Origin of the sequence: uncultured Amaricoccus sp. (assembly GCF_937891315.1) — a bacterium.
GTDB lineage: Bacteria > Pseudomonadota > Alphaproteobacteria > Rhodobacterales > Rhodobacteraceae > Amaricoccus.
Genome location: NZ_CALAGI010000016.1, coordinates 1 through 13,045, shown reverse-complemented (window position 1 = coordinate 13,045; position 13,045 = coordinate 1). Strand labels below are relative to the sequence as shown.

Below are 13,045 nucleotides of genomic sequence, written 5' to 3'. Positions count from 1 at the left end.
ACGGCGGCGACATCCGGCAACCCACCGGTTGATCCGAATTTCGACCGGTCGATCTCGCCGGTCAGGTCGAAGCCGGCGACGAACCTGGCGGGATCGTTGCTCGCCGGGCCGAACTGGAAGACCTTGGCCTGAAACACCGCCGGGCGGGTCACACCACGCAGCGTGATCCGGCCATCGACCTCGGCCGTGCTTTTCGAGGTCTGCGAGAGCTTGTCGAGCTGGAACACGATCGCGGGATACTCCGCCGCGTCGAGATAGTCCCGGCTCCGCACCAGCGCATCGACCGGCGCGACGCCGGTCGTGGCATCGCCGGTCGCGACCGTCACCTCGCCCCGCGCGCTCTCGACATGATGCTCGTCGAAATCGATGTCGCCGGACAGGGTCGGGAAGCGCACCGTCACATCGGCGCCCTTCCAGCCCACGGCCACCGTGACCGTCGTGCGCGGATCGAGCTTCCACGGCGCCGCGACGGCGAGCCCCGGTAGCAGCGCGAGGATCAAGACAAGGCGTATCAGCATGTCGGGCTCCGGCATGGTCATGCAGACCAACGATGTAGCGCGTTTCCGCCGAATGTCGCTGGGCCGCGCGACGCTCAGGGCTGAATTCCGGCGCGCCCGCCGTCACGAGGCCGTGAATTCGGCCGGCGCGACCGCCGCCGCCTCACCCGGCGCGACGCCGCGCCGACCTAGAAGCGCGGCCAGGATCTCCACCGGATCCGCGCTTGCGACAGGGGGAACAGTCGCGGTCTGGTCGGTCAATACCCGGGGCAGGCGCGGCAGAGACACCTTGAGATTGAGGTGGCGGCGCTCGAGCTCCCTGCACAGGATCTCGCCCGCCGCCTTGGCCATCGCATATTCGACCATGCCGCGCGGACGATCCTGTACGAAGACCGACGACGGATAAAAGACGTGCAATCCCTTGCCGGAAGCTCTGGCAATCATGTATCGGACCAGTCTATCGAAGCCATCGACATAGAAATCGACAAACGTCTCGAGCCGCTTTCGGTCAAAAATCGGCTCGATCTGGGCATCGATCCGCCCTGTGGCAAAATAATAGACGTGACTGAACTCTCCCGGCAGCGCGCAGAGCTGTCGCGAGGGCTCGCCGGCGGTATCATACGGCAGAATAGCACAGCGTCCGGGTCCGTAGCGCGCTTCTATGTCGTGACGGACCAGTTCCGCTTCGGAACGACCGGATCGATAGGTCACGGCTACCGACCCGCCGCCCGCGGCGAAAAGCTTCGCCGCGCAGGCCCCAAGACCGCGCGAGCCACCCACCACCAGGGCATGACACCCGGCGAATTCGTCCGGCGCGATCTTCGCTTCCACCTTGGCAAGGTCCGGCGGCGCGACGGGCGGAAAGCGCATGAAAGCTCCGACCGAACCGGCGAACCCCGATCCCGTGACATCGAGCCGCAAGGCACGAAACCGATCGTCGAGGAACGCGACCGCGTATCGGACCCGGGCCGGTTGATCGGAGCTGACGAACCGCAGGTCGAGCGAGGAAAAGATCGAGCGCAGCCCGGGCGCCACCATCCCCACCAGGGACGACAGCAATCCGATCGAAACCACTCTGGCGGCGCCAAGGGCCGCGACGCACCGGGGAAACAGCAGACCGGCGAGGGCGGCGGCTTCGGCCGGAGGTGCGAGCACGCCACGGGCGGCGCGCAGGCTCGCGAAGTCCGGTTCCAGCGGGACCGCGGGTAGCCGCTCCGCGCGAAAAGGGACATCGTCGGCGCAGGGTTCATTGGCGTGATGGGAGAACCGTAGAAGAATATCGGCTATCGGCTGCCCGTCTTGCACGAGATCCAGCCGTATGGGGACATGATCCGATCGAATGACCGCCGAAACCGGCGTGTCGAGCCGAATGAAGCGGGTAAAGCTCACCTTGGCCGAGTGGAGCGCGGCAAGCGGCACACCGTCGATGGCGAGTTGCTCGAGGATCCAGAGAAAGCCATGAACACCATGGACGACGCAGCCTCCCGCCTGTGTCCGGCGGGCCGCCACCGCGTCCATGTGCATCGGATTGCTGTCACCCGAAAAGTCGGCGAAACGCTTCTGGTCTTCTACGGCAAATGATGTCTGGATGCGCGGCAAAGGCCATCCTCCACAATAGCCAAGAGACCTTCGGCGGTGACTCCGAGTTGACATCCTTCACTATTGCGATAGGCAGCCTAGCGCATTTCCACCATCCTGCCAAGGAGAGCGGCCCGGGGTGGACCAGTTTTCGAGCCGATCCACGACCCGGCCGAACGACGGTCCTGTTCCTGTCGAAATGCCTTAGCGCGTCGGGACCGGCGTCTCGCCGCGATAGTCATAGAAGCCGCGCTTGGTCTTGCGGCCGAGCCATCCCGCCTCGACATATTTCACCAGCAGCGGGCAGGGCCGATATTTGGTATCCGCCAGACCCTCGTGCAGCACGTTCATGATCGCGAGGCAGGTGTCGAGCCCGATGAAATCGGCGAGTTCCAGCGGCCCCATCGGGTGGTTGGCGCCGAGTTTCAGTGACACGTCGATGCTCGAAACCGAGCCGACTCCCTCGTAGAGCGTATAGACCGCTTCGTTGATCATCGGCATCAGGATGCGGTTGACGATGAAGGCCGGGAAATCCTCGGCGCTGGTCGAGATCTTGCCGAGACGCTTCACCACCTCTTCCAGCATCGCGAAGGTCTCGCGGTCGGTGGCGATGCCCCGGATCAGCTCGACGAGATGCATCACCGGCACCGGATTCATGAAATGCAGACCCATGAACCGCTCAGGCCGATTGGTGCCGGAGGCGAGCCGCGTGATCGAGATCGACGAGGTGTTCGAGGTGAGAATCGTGTGATCGGCGAGATAGGGTTGCAGATCGGCGAAAATCTTGTGCTTCAGCGGCTCGCGCTCGGTCGCCGCCTCGATCACCAGATCGGTCGGCCCGAGGCTTGCCAGTTCGGGCGCGATCGAGATCCGCCCGACCGCCTCGTCCCGCTGCGCCTGGGTGATCTTGCCGCGGCTGACCTGGCGATCCATGTTCGACGAGATCAGCCCCGGCGCCGCCTCGAGCGCGGCGGTCGATACGTCGTACAACAGGACGTCATAGCCGGCCAGCGCGAAGACATGGACGATGCCGTTGCCCATCTGGCCGGCGCCGATGATGCCAACGCGCTTTATTTCCATGCGTTTCACGCCCCTCGCTGCGACGCACCAACCATAGGCAGGCCCCCGCGCACGCGCAACGGCTTTGTCCCGCCGGAGGGCCGCGTCCCCGCGTCCTCAAGGCCACGCGGAAGCGGACGACGCGAACCGAAAGCCCGCGCCGCGGGGTCCGGCCGTCAGCCGAGCTTTTTCTCGAGCTCCGGGACGATCTGGAACAGATCGCCGACGAGGCCGTAGTCGGCGACCTGGAAGATCGGCGCCTCCTCGTCCTTGTTGATGGCGACGATGACCTTCGAATCCTTCATCCCCGCGAGATGCTGGATCGCGCCCGAGATGCCGACGGCGATGTAGAGATCGGGCGCCACCACCTTGCCGGTCTGCCCGACCTGCCAGTCGTTCGGCGCGAAGCCGGAATCGACCGCCGCGCGGCTCGCGCCGACCGCCGCGCCGAGCTTGTCGGCGAGCTTCTCGATGATCGCGAAATTCTCCTCGGAGCCGACACCGCGGCCACCCGAGACCACGATCTTCGCACTGGCGAGTTCCGGCCGGTCGGAGACTTGCGTCTGGTCCGCGACCCAGGACGAAAGACCCGGATCGGCGGCCGCCAGCGCGACCTCGATCGGCGCCGGCGCCTGCTCGCCAGTGGCGGCGAAGCTCGCGCCCCGCACGGTGATCACCTTCTTCGCATCCGTCGATCGCACGGTCTGGATCGCATTTCCGGCGTAGATCGGCCGTTCGAACGTGTCGCCCGATACGACGCCGATGATGTCCGAGATCACCATCACGTCGAGCAGCGCGGCGACCCGCGGCGCGACGTTCTTGCCGGTGGTGGTGCCGGGAAAGACGATCTGCTCGTAGCCGCCGGCGAGCCCGAGGATCAGGTCGGCAAGCGGCTCGGCCAGCCGGTGGCCATAGGCCTCGCCCTCGACATGGATGACCTTGGCAACGCCGTCGAGCTTCGCCGCCGCCTCGGCCGCGGCGCCGGCGCCGATGCCGGCGACCAGCACGGTGACGTCGCCGCCCATCGCCTTGGCCGCCGTCACGGTCTTCGCGGTGACGTCGTTCAGATGCGCGTTGTCGTGCTTGGCATAGACCAGGACCGCCATCAGATCACCCCCGCCTCGGTCTTCAGTTTCGCGATCAGCTCGTCGACCGAGCCCACCTTCACCCCGGCGGCGCGCGTGGCCGGTTCGACGGTCTTCACGACCTGGAGCCGCGGAGTGACATCGACGCCGTAGTCCGCCGGCGTCTTCTCCTCCAGCGGCTTCTTCTTGGCCTTCATGATGTTCGGCAGGCTGGCATAGCGCGGCTCGTTCAGCCGCAGATCGACCGTGACGATCGCCGGCAGCTTGGCCGCGACCACCTGCAGGCCGCCATCGACCTCGCGGGTCACCGTCGCCGTGTCGCCCGAGAGCTCGATCTTCGAGGCGAAGGTCGCCTGGCTCCAGCCGAGCAGCGCGGCCAGCATCTGGCCCGTCGCGTTCATGTCATTGTCGATCGCCTGCTTGCCGGCGAGGACGAGACCGGGCGCCTCGGCATCGACCACGGCCTTCAGGATCTTCGCCACCGCCAGCGGTTCGATGTCGGTATTCACATCCTCGGCGGCGACGACGAGGATCGCCCGGTCCGCCCCCATGGCGAGCGCGGTGCGCAGCGTCTCCTGCGCCTGCTTCACGCCGATCGACACCGCGACCACCTCTGTCGCGGCGCCCTTTTCGCGGAGCCGGATCGCCTCCTCGACGGCGATCTCGTCGAACGGATTCATACTCATCTTGACGTTCGCGAGGTCGACGCCACTGCCGTCGCCTTTGACCCGCACCTTGACGTTGTAGTCGATGACCCGCTTGACGGGCACGAGGATCTTCATGGGCACCCCCTTGGAGTCGGATGTCGCAACCGCCCCCGCGGCCGAGATCGCTGGCCGGTCTAAGCGGCGGAAAGGGCTGGCGCAAGCGGAACCTCGACAATCGGCGGGCGCGGCCGCATTGTCGAGCCGTTGGAACGTCGGGGGCGGGCGCGGTGACGGACGAGGCGGCCGAGCGGCCCGCGATCGGGCTGACGGCGGAGGAGGCAAAGGCGGAAGCACCTCACTTCAGCTATTTCCGCTTTTTCGACGATCACGGACGCGCGGCGCGGGTCTGGGTCTCGGAGACCGAGACCCAGTTCGGGGCCGAGGTGTTCGACGCGGAGCGGGACCGGCTGGTCACCTGCGTGCACCGCCTGGGGCGGTTCGGCAACGATCCCTGGATCGACGAGGTGACGGAGGCGGATTTCGACCGGCTGGTCGCCGCCCAGCGCGCCGCCGCGGATACCGACCGGGCGCGGGCGCGGGCCGCGGGCGAGCCTTGGCCCAAGCCGAAGCCGCCGTGGGCGCCACCGCCGGCGCGCAAGGACCGCGTGGTGCTGCGGCCCGGCGGCTGGATAACCGACGCCGTCCTGCGGACGAACGGCGACCTCGCCTTTGGCAGCGGCGACGGGTCGCGCGAATGGTATGCGACGGTGGCCGCCGCCAATGTCGAGGCGCTGCGGGACGCCCTGGAGCGGGATCTCGGTCCGGCGGGCGAGGACGACGCGCCGCTGGACCTGCTCGGGCTGGTCGCCGCGCGGTTCACGGTGGCGGAGGACGCGCCGAATCCGTTCAATGCGATCAAGGTCTTCCTCGACCAGGCCGGCATTCCATGGAAGTCTGACGTCTGGTAGCGGTCAGCGGACGGTCGCGTGGGTCGCGAATTCCAGCAGCACGGCGGCGTAGATGATCCAGGTCGCGGCCAGCACGAAGACGTGCCAGATCGTGTTGTGAAACGGCAACCGCTCCCACAGGAAGAAGACTACACCGAGCGTGTAGAGCACCCCGCCCGTCAGGATCAGCGCGTAGCCCTCGGGGCTGAGCGCGGCCATCATCTGCTGGCCGGCGACGAGGCCGGCCCAGCCGAGGCCGAGATAGAGCGCGAGGCTCGCCCAGCGCAGGCGCGCGGGGCTGAGAACGATCATCGACACGCCGATCAGCGCCCCGCTCCAGACCCCGGTCAGGAACAGCCCGGCCGAGGTGCCGGTCATCACCGCGATGGGAGTATAGGTGCCCGCGATCTTGAGATAGATCGCCGACTGATCGACCCGGCGCAGCACGTCCTTCCAGTTGGGCAGCGCGACAATGTTGTAGACCGCCGAACAGCAGAACATCGCCAGCAGCGTCGCGCCATAGACCGACGCGGCCATCACCGTGCCGGGGTCGCCGAACCAGACGACGGAAAGCGTGATCAGCACGGGCACCGCGATCAGGGCCGAGAGAATGCCCGCGACATGCACCGCGGCGTCGGAGATCCGCTCCGCCCGACTGTAGACCAATGGCACACGCGCGCGCGACAGCATCCCGAGGCGCCTTTCGAAACGGCGGGGCCCCGGAACGGACCCGCCTCCCCGAAGATAGTGCCGTCGAAAGCGTTTACAAAGGCGCCCTCACCCGAATGGTTAGCGTCCGAATGGTGAGCGCCGCGACGCGTCGTCTCACCAGGGCTTCAGCGGTTGGCGCCGGGCACCCAGAGCACGTCCGCCGCGCCGTCGTCGTTGGCGATCCGGCCGGCGACGAACATCCAGTCCGACAGGCGGTTGAGATAGCGCACCGTCTCGCCGTTCACTGTCTCCAGCCCCGCCAGCTCCACCACCAGCCGCTCCGCCCGGCGGCAGACCGTCCGGCAGAGATGGAGATGCGCCGCGAGCGCCGTTCCGCCGGGCAGGACAAAGCTGCGCAGCGGCGAAAGCCGGGCATTCAGCGCGTCGATCTCGGCCTCGAGCCGCGACACCTGCGCCGCGACCATGCGCAGCCGGGGATATTTCGCCGTGGCGTCGTTCTCGATGTCGGGCGTGCAGAGATCGGCGCCGAGATCGAAGAGATCGTTCTGGATCCGCGCGAGCCCTTCGTCCAACTCGCCCGCCGCGCAGAGCCGCGCGAGGCCGATCGTCGCGTTGAGTTCGTCCACCGTGCCATAGGCATTGACCCGCGCCGAATGCTTCGGCACCCGCGCGCCATTGCCGAGCGCGGTGTCGCCCGCGTCGCCGGTCCGGGTATAGATCCGGTTCAGGACAACCATCGCCTCAGCCTCGCGTCAGATAGACGAAGAGCACGATAAGAACCACGGCGATGAACTGCAACAGCAGCCGCAGCCGCATGATCTTGTTGGCATACTTGCGGTTGAAGTCGCCGCCGCGAGCAAAGCCGCCAATGCCGACCATCAGCACCACCACCACCGCGAGGCAGGCGATCGCCACCACCACGAACAGGGGATCTCGCATCATCGCGCCGCTCCTCATGGCAGGCGCCACCCATCCTCCGGCGAGGAACTGGAGAATCGCGGCGTCCCGTGGTATCAGAGAGCATTGTTTCGAAGCGATTTGCCACCACCACCGAGCACGAATTTTCCGTGACATGAGCGCCACGATGCGCCGAGGGGGACATTCCGAATGAAATACGTGATGAGCTGGAAGCGCAAGCGCCACGGAACCCAGGTCGAGTACGACGAGGCGACGGTCCGCGCGCTTGACCTGATGCGCGAATGGCGGCGGCCCGACGGGGTGACGATCCACGAATTCGTGGTCCGCGCGGGTGAATCCGGCGGCTTCGCCGTCTTCGAGACCGACGATCTCGCCGTCGTGCACAAGGCGACGACGGCTTTCTCCGGCTTCAATTTCCACATCGACCCGGTGATCGACATGGATCGGGCCCTGGCGGCGAACGGCGTCGCCGTCGAATGGCGCGACGCGGTGGTCTGACCGGACTCAGCGCCCGCGCAGCACGCGATCGAGCAGCCGGGTCGGCAACAGCCGGCGCAGGGCGCCCGCCGCCCGGGCCGGAACCGTGACCGGATAGCGCGCCGCCGGCCGGGGGCTTTCGAGCGCGTGGATCAGCTTCTCGACCACCGCGGCGGGCGGCAGTTCGAACCGGTCCTTCTTCGCCGCCGGCTGATAGAGCCGCGGCATCAGGGTTTGCTGGTAGGCATCGGCGCGTGGCGAGGCGCGCCAGTCGATATGCGCCTCGAAATGCGGGATCGCGTTGCGGCGAAAGGCGGTGGCGATCGGTCCGGGCTCGATCAGGCAGATCTCGACACCGCTGCCCGCGAGTTCCAGCCGCAGCGTGTCGGTCAGCCCTTCGAGTGCGAATTTCGTGGCGACATAGGCGCCGCGCCAGGGTGCCGCCACCACGCCGAGAACCGAGGAATTCATCACGATCCGCCCAGCCCCCCGGGCGCGCATCGCCGGCAGCACACGGTTGGTCAGATCGAGCTGGCCGAAGAGATTGGTCTCGAAGATGGCGCGCATCGCCGCGCGCGGCACGTCCTCTATCGCGCCCGGCACCGCGAAGGCGCCATTGTTGAAGAGCCCGTCGAGCCGCCCGTCGCAGCGGCGGAGCGCCTCCTCCGCGCCCGCCGCGACGCTGTTCTCCGACGCGAGATCGAGCGGGAAGCTCTCCAGCCCCTCGGCGGAGAGGCGCGCGCAATCCTCGGGTTTCCGGCACGTCGCGAATACCCGCCAGCCGCGCGCGGCGAGCATGCGCGCCGCTTCGAGTCCGATGCCGGAGGAGCATCCCGTGATGAGCAGCGCGCGCCGGTCATCCGTCATGCGCGGCGCCTCGCATGGGTCGCCCGTGGGGCGATTCCGACAACTCCTGGGAGACCTCGCCGCCCGCGTGGCGGGTCGGGCAGAACGCTGTGTATCCGCCGCGCAACGCTGGGCAAGTTTCGGTCAAAATTCCACCATTCGGCTCAGATTCCGGATGTCTTTCCGTGTGAACCGGGTATCGTGTGACGATGCTCCCCTTCAACCGGTGTTCAGGGGATGTTAAGGTTAATCGCGGTGCGCTGATGGCGTTTTTCTGGCGTGACGTTACCATGAGCTCTCCCTGAGGAGAGCATCCTCGGCAGTCCGTGTTTTCACCGTTTAACGAGTAGTTCTGTAAGAAGGAATGTCGTCGATGCCCCGCCACGATGTGGACCGCGACGCCTATGTCGCGCGGATCAGTCGTCGTCGCCGTTGGGTTGGCCGATGCGCGCGGGCGCTCAAACATCTGGGCTTGGTCCGCCGACCGATTCAGCAGATCGTCTACGAGACCGTGTTCCGGTCGGACGCGGACGTGCTCAGCTATACCTATGCCCAGACCAACGACCACCTGCCCGACCTCGCGGCGCCGGTCTGGTTCAACGAAAAGATCCGCTGGCTGTTTCTCAACCACCCCAATCCGCTGATGACCCTCGTCGCCGACAAGATCGCGGTTCGCGACTATGTCGCGTACAAGGGCGCGACGATCGCGCCGCCCCGGATCATCGCGACTGGCGAGGCGCCGGAGGAACTGGCGACGGCGAAGCTGCCCCCGGAATTCGCCCTGAAATCCTCCTATGGCAGCGGCCAGAATCATATCGAGTTCGGCCATTCCCGTACCCCGCGCGCGAAGCTCGCCGCCAAGGTGCGCGACTGGATGGGCTATGACCAGTGGCGCCGCACCGGCGAGTTTCACTATCGCGACGTTCCCAAGCGGTGGCTGGTCGAGGAGCTGCTGCCCTGCGGCCCCGATCAGGTCGAATACAAGATCTTCTGCATCATGGGCCGGCCCGAGTTCATCCTCGTCCTCACCGAGCGCGACGACAAGGGCTACAAGCGCATGGTCTACGACACCGACTGGCAGCCGGTGGATTTCCACTGGAAGGTCTCGCCGCCAGTGCCCGAGAAGCCGATGCCCAGGCCGGCGCTGCTCGACACCATGCTCGAGGATGCGCGCAAGCTGTCGGAGGATTTCCTGCAGGTCCGTGTCGATTTCCTGCAATGTGGTGATCGGACCGTGTTCTCGGAACTGACCTTCGCCAGCGCCGCCGCCCGCGTGCCCTTCACCCCGGTGGAAGCCAATGCGCGGCTCGGGGCGATGATCGACCTCGACCGGGCGCCGGAATATCTCGCGCGCGGCATGCGCGTCGCCGCCGACCTCGGATGGCCGCCGCGCGCCAGCGACCCGGCTTTCGTCTGGACCAGCGAAGGGCCGCGCGTTACACAACATCTATGGCAGACCTGACCGACGACCCCGACATGCCGGCCGGCTCCGAAGTGACGGAGCCGCTGGCCCGCGCCCTCGGCGACCGGTACCTCACCTACGCGCTCTCCACCATCATGCACCGCGCGCTGCCCGACGCGCGCGACGGGCTGAAGCCGGTGCATCGGCGGATCCTCTATGCGATGCGCGGGCTGCGGCTCGATCCCGGCACGGCGTTCCGCAAATGCGCCAAGATCGTCGGCGAGGTGATGGGCAACTATCACCCGCACGGCGACCAGTCGATCTACGACGCGCTGGCCCGGCTCGCGCAGGACTTCAACATCCGCTATCCGCTGGTCGACGGCCAGGGCAACTTCGGCAATATCGACGGCGATAACCCCGCCGCGCAGCGCTATACCGAGGCGCGGCTGACCGCCGCCGCCGCCGCCCTGATGGAGGGGCTGGCCGAGGACGCGGTGGATTTCCGCGACAATTACGACGGGTCAGAACGCGAACCGGTGGTTCTGCCCGCCGCGTTCCCGAACTTGCTCGCCAATGGCTCCTCCGGCATCGCCGTCGGCATGGCGACCAATATCCCGCCGCACAATATCGACGAGCTCTGCGGCGCCTGCCTGCATCTCATCAAGGCGCCGAACGCCCGCGACGAGACGCTGCTCGACTTCGTGCAGGGTCCGGACTTCCCCACCGGCGGCGTCATCGTCGAGCCGAGGGCGGCGATCAAGGAGGCCTATCGCACCGGCCGGGGCAGTTTCCGCCTGCGCGCGCGCTGGGCGGTCGAGGATCTCGGCCGCGGCCAGTGGCAGATCGTCGTCACCGAAATCCCCTACCAGGTGCAGAAGGGCAAGCTGATCGAACGGATCGCCGAGCTCATCAATGCCAAGAAGGTGCCGATCCTGCAGGATGTGCGCGACGAGAGCGCCGAGGATATCCGCGTCGTGCTGGAACCCCGGGCGCGCACCGTCGATCCGGCGGTGATGATGGAGATGCTGTTCCGCAACAGCGATCTCGAAACGCGCTTCTCGATGAACATGAACGTGCTGATCGATGGCCGCACGCCCAAGGTCTGTTCGCTGCGCGAGGTGCTGCGCGCCTTCCTCGATCACCGGCGCGACGTGCTGCTGCGCCGCTCGCGCTTCCGGCTCGACCGGATCGACGCGCGGCTGGAGCTGCTGGAAGGGTTCCTCGTCGCCTATCTCAACCTCGACCGGGTGATCGAGATCATCCGGACCGAGGACGAGCCGAAGGCGGTCATGATGGCGGAGTTCGCGCTCAGCGACACCCAGGCCGAGGCGATCCTGAACATGCGCCTGCGCAACCTGCGCAAGCTCGAGGAGATGGAGATCCGGGGAGAACGCGACGCGCTGATCCTCGAACGGGCCGTGCTCGTTACCCTCCTCGACTCGGAGGAGGCGCAGTGGGACCGGGTCGCCGAACAGATCCGCGAGGTCCGCGCGACCTTCGGCAAGAATGCCGCCGGCGGGGCCCGCCGCTCGACCTTCGACGATGTGCCCGATGTCGAGGAGGTCAGCCTCGAACAGATGATCGAGCGCGAGCCGATCACCATCGTCTGTTCGCAGATGGGCTGGATCCGGGCGATGAAGGGTCATCTGGCGCCGGACGCCGAGCTCAAGTTCAAGGACGGCGACGGCCCGCGCTTCTTCCTGCACGCCGAGACCACCGACCGGATCCTGCTCTTCGCGTCGAACGGGCGGATGTTCACGCTGGCCGCCTCGACCCTCCCCGGCGGCCGCGGCATGGGAGAGCCGGTGCGGCTGATGGCCGACCTGCCGAACGAGGCGCAGATGGTGGCACTCTTCACCCACCGCCCGGGCAGGCGGCTGCTCGTCGCGTCCGACGCGGGCGACGGGTTCCTGCTGCCCGAGGACGAGGCGGTGGCCCAGACCCGGGCCGGCAAGCAGATCCTGAACCTCCGCGACGGTGCGCGGGCGCGGATCTGCCGCCCCGCGACCGGCGACCATGTCGTCGTCGTCGGCGAGAACCGCAAGCTCCTCGTCTTCCCGCTGACCGAACTGCCCGAGATGGCGCGCGGCAAGGGCGTGCGGTTGCAGCGCTACAAGGACGGCGGTCTGTCCGACGTGGCGACCTTCGACCTCGCCGCCGGCTTGTCGTGGAAGGATCCGGCCGGCCGCACCCGCCTGGTGACGGCCGACGACCTCGCCGAATGGATCGGCGCGCGCGCGAGCGCGGGTCGGATGGCACCGCGCGGCTTCCCGCAGGACAATCGCCTCGGCTGACCCGGGGCAACCGCGGTCGGCGCGGCGGTCCATTGTCGTCGATCCGCCGCGGGTCGCCCTCGCGGCGGGGGAAAGTTCGCGGATGCGCCCTTGCCGGGCCGGGCTCCGCGATCTAGAGCAATATCCATCCAGACGGAATCGTCTGGTGGCTAAGATATTGCGCTAAATCAAGACTCTAGAGCGGACGAGCCGGCTCTGCCGGATCGGACTCCGCTCCAGGACCAGAGCAAAGACGAAAGGCCTCGCCATGTTCACCGGAATCGTCACCGACGTCGGCGAGATCGAACGCCTGGAGCATCGGGGCGACCTTCGCGCACGGATTCGCGCCAGCTACGCCCCGGAGGGCATCGCCCTTGGCGCCTCGATCGCCTGCGACGGCGTCTGCCTGACCGTGGTTGACCGCGGGCCCGAGGGACGGGGCGCCTGGTTCGAGGTCGATATCTCGGCCGAGACGCTGTCCCGGACCAATCTCGGCACCTGGGCCGTCGGCTCGCGCGTCAATCTCGAGCGCGCGCTCCGCCTCGGCGACGAACTCGGCGGCCATATCGTCTCGGGTCATGTCGATGGGCGCGCCGAGGTGATCGCGATGGCGGAGGAGGGCGACAGCACCCGCGTCACCTTCC

At 67.2% G+C, this 13,045-nt stretch carries 13 protein-coding genes and 1 pseudogene; 5 read left to right on the top strand and 9 right to left on the bottom strand.

Going from position 1 to position 13,045, the window contains the following annotated elements; genetic code table 11:
* From Q0480_RS01260 to Q0480_RS01240, 5 genes are all read right to left on the bottom strand, one after another.
* The coding region (locus Q0480_RS01260) for a YceI family protein (RefSeq protein ID WP_299129867.1) at window positions 1–518 on the bottom strand (518 nt) is incomplete at its 3' end.
* A 102-nt stretch (window positions 519–620) separates the two neighbouring features.
* Complete coding sequence (locus Q0480_RS01255) at window positions 621–2,096, bottom strand: MaoC/PaaZ C-terminal domain-containing protein (protein WP_299129865.1); 1,476 nt, start codon at window positions 2,094–2,096, stop codon at window positions 621–623.
* Window positions 2,097–2,279: 183 nt separating this feature from the next.
* Window positions 2,280–3,155: a 3-hydroxybutyryl-CoA dehydrogenase gene (locus tag Q0480_RS01250; protein ID WP_299129863.1), complete on the bottom strand. Its 876-nt coding sequence runs from the start codon at window positions 3,153–3,155 to the stop codon at window positions 2,280–2,282.
* A 155-nt stretch (window positions 3,156–3,310) separates the two neighbouring features.
* Window positions 3,311–4,240: an FAD-binding protein gene (locus tag Q0480_RS01245; protein ID WP_299129861.1), complete on the bottom strand. Its 930-nt coding sequence runs from the start codon at window positions 4,238–4,240 to the stop codon at window positions 3,311–3,313.
* Window positions 4,240–5,001, bottom strand: coding sequence for an electron transfer flavoprotein subunit beta/FixA family protein (locus tag Q0480_RS01240; protein WP_299129859.1), 762 nt, complete (start codon window positions 4,999–5,001; stop codon window positions 4,240–4,242). The genes Q0480_RS01245 and Q0480_RS01240 overlap by 1 nt, the downstream gene beginning before the upstream one ends.
* 152 nt (window positions 5,002–5,153) lie before the next feature.
* Between Q0480_RS01240 and Q0480_RS01235 the strand changes: the two genes are divergently transcribed.
* Window positions 5,154–5,834 (top strand): hypothetical protein, encoded by a 681-nt coding sequence (locus Q0480_RS01235; protein WP_299129858.1) that lies wholly within the window; start codon window positions 5,154–5,156, stop codon window positions 5,832–5,834.
* Between the two features lie 3 nt (window positions 5,835–5,837).
* Here the strand turns inward: Q0480_RS01235 and Q0480_RS01230 are convergent, their stop codons facing one another.
* The 3 genes from Q0480_RS01230 to Q0480_RS01220 all read right to left on the bottom strand — a co-directional run bounded on the left by Q0480_RS01230 (window position 5,838) and on the right by Q0480_RS01220 (window position 7,427).
* A complete protein-coding gene (locus tag Q0480_RS01230; RefSeq protein ID WP_299129857.1) occupies window positions 5,838–6,503 on the bottom strand; it encodes a hemolysin III family protein in 666 nt (221 codons plus the stop codon).
* A 146-nt stretch (window positions 6,504–6,649) separates the two neighbouring features.
* Window positions 6,650–7,222, bottom strand: a complete 573-nt coding sequence (locus tag Q0480_RS01225; protein ID WP_299129855.1) for a cob(I)yrinic acid a,c-diamide adenosyltransferase — start codon at window positions 7,220–7,222, stop codon at window positions 6,650–6,652.
* 4 nt (window positions 7,223–7,226) lie between these two features.
* A complete protein-coding gene (locus Q0480_RS01220) occupies window positions 7,227–7,427 on the bottom strand; it encodes a twin transmembrane helix small protein (protein WP_299129853.1) in 201 nt (66 codons plus the stop codon).
* A 165-nt stretch (window positions 7,428–7,592) separates the two neighbouring features.
* Here Q0480_RS01220 and Q0480_RS01215 point away from each other — a divergent pair, with 165 nt between their 5' ends.
* The gene (locus Q0480_RS01215; protein ID WP_299129852.1) at window positions 7,593–7,901 is read left to right on the top strand and encodes a DUF3303 family protein; all 309 of its coding nucleotides are present in this window, start codon (window positions 7,593–7,595) and stop codon (window positions 7,899–7,901) included.
* A gap of 6 nt (window positions 7,902–7,907) precedes the next feature.
* Here Q0480_RS01215 and Q0480_RS01210 read toward each other — a convergent pair whose 3' ends face one another.
* Window positions 7,908–8,747, bottom strand: a complete 840-nt coding sequence (locus Q0480_RS01210) for an SDR family NAD(P)-dependent oxidoreductase (protein ID WP_299129850.1) — start codon at window positions 8,745–8,747, stop codon at window positions 7,908–7,910.
* Window positions 8,748–9,099: 352 nt separating this feature from the next.
* On the opposite strand from Q0480_RS01210, the gene Q0480_RS01205 reads away from it, so the two are divergent.
* The 3 genes and pseudogenes from Q0480_RS01205 to Q0480_RS01195 form a co-directional block, all read left to right on the top strand.
* Complete coding sequence (locus Q0480_RS01205; protein ID WP_299129849.1) at window positions 9,100–10,188, top strand: ATP-grasp fold amidoligase family protein; 1,089 nt, start codon at window positions 9,100–9,102, stop codon at window positions 10,186–10,188.
* Window positions 10,176–12,422 carry a DNA topoisomerase IV subunit A gene (gene parC / locus Q0480_RS01200; RefSeq protein WP_299129848.1) on the top strand — a complete coding sequence of 749 codons (2,247 nt, stop codon included), beginning with the start codon at window positions 10,176–10,178 and terminating at the stop codon, window positions 12,420–12,422. The genes Q0480_RS01205 and parC overlap by 13 nt, the downstream gene beginning before the upstream one ends.
* 247 nt (window positions 12,423–12,669) lie before the next feature.
* Window positions 12,670–13,045, top strand: a pseudogene (locus Q0480_RS01195) (riboflavin synthase); the annotation flags it as partial.

Coding starts and splice junctions, on each gene's coding strand:
- Q0480_RS01250 (WP_299129863.1), bottom strand. CDS start 3,155: ATGGAAATAAAGCGCGTTGGCATCATCGGCGCCGGCCAGATGGGCAAC.
- Q0480_RS01245 (WP_299129861.1), bottom strand. CDS start 4,240: ATGGCGGTCCTGGTCTATGCCAAGCACGACAACGCGCATCTGAACGAC.
- Q0480_RS01240 (WP_299129859.1), bottom strand. CDS start 5,001: ATGAAGATCCTCGTGCCCGTCAAGCGGGTCATCGACTACAACGTCAAG.
- Q0480_RS01230 (WP_299129857.1), bottom strand. CDS start 6,503: ATGCTGTCGCGCGCGCGTGTGCCATTGGTCTACAGTCGGGCGGAGCGG.
- Q0480_RS01225 (WP_299129855.1), bottom strand. CDS start 7,222: ATGGTTGTCCTGAACCGGATCTATACCCGGACCGGCGACGCGGGCGAC.
- Q0480_RS01220 (WP_299129853.1), bottom strand. CDS start 7,427: ATGATGCGAGATCCCCTGTTCGTGGTGGTGGCGATCGCCTGCCTCGCG.
- Q0480_RS01215 (WP_299129852.1), top strand. CDS start 7,593: ATGAAATACGTGATGAGCTGGAAGCGCAAGCGCCACGGAACCCAGGTC.
- Q0480_RS01210 (WP_299129850.1), bottom strand. CDS start 8,747: ATGACGGATGACCGGCGCGCGCTGCTCATCACGGGATGCTCCTCCGGC.
- Q0480_RS01205 (WP_299129849.1), top strand. CDS start 9,100: ATGCCCCGCCACGATGTGGACCGCGACGCCTATGTCGCGCGGATCAGT.
- parC (WP_299129848.1), top strand. CDS start 10,176: ATGGCAGACCTGACCGACGACCCCGACATGCCGGCCGGCTCCGAAGTG.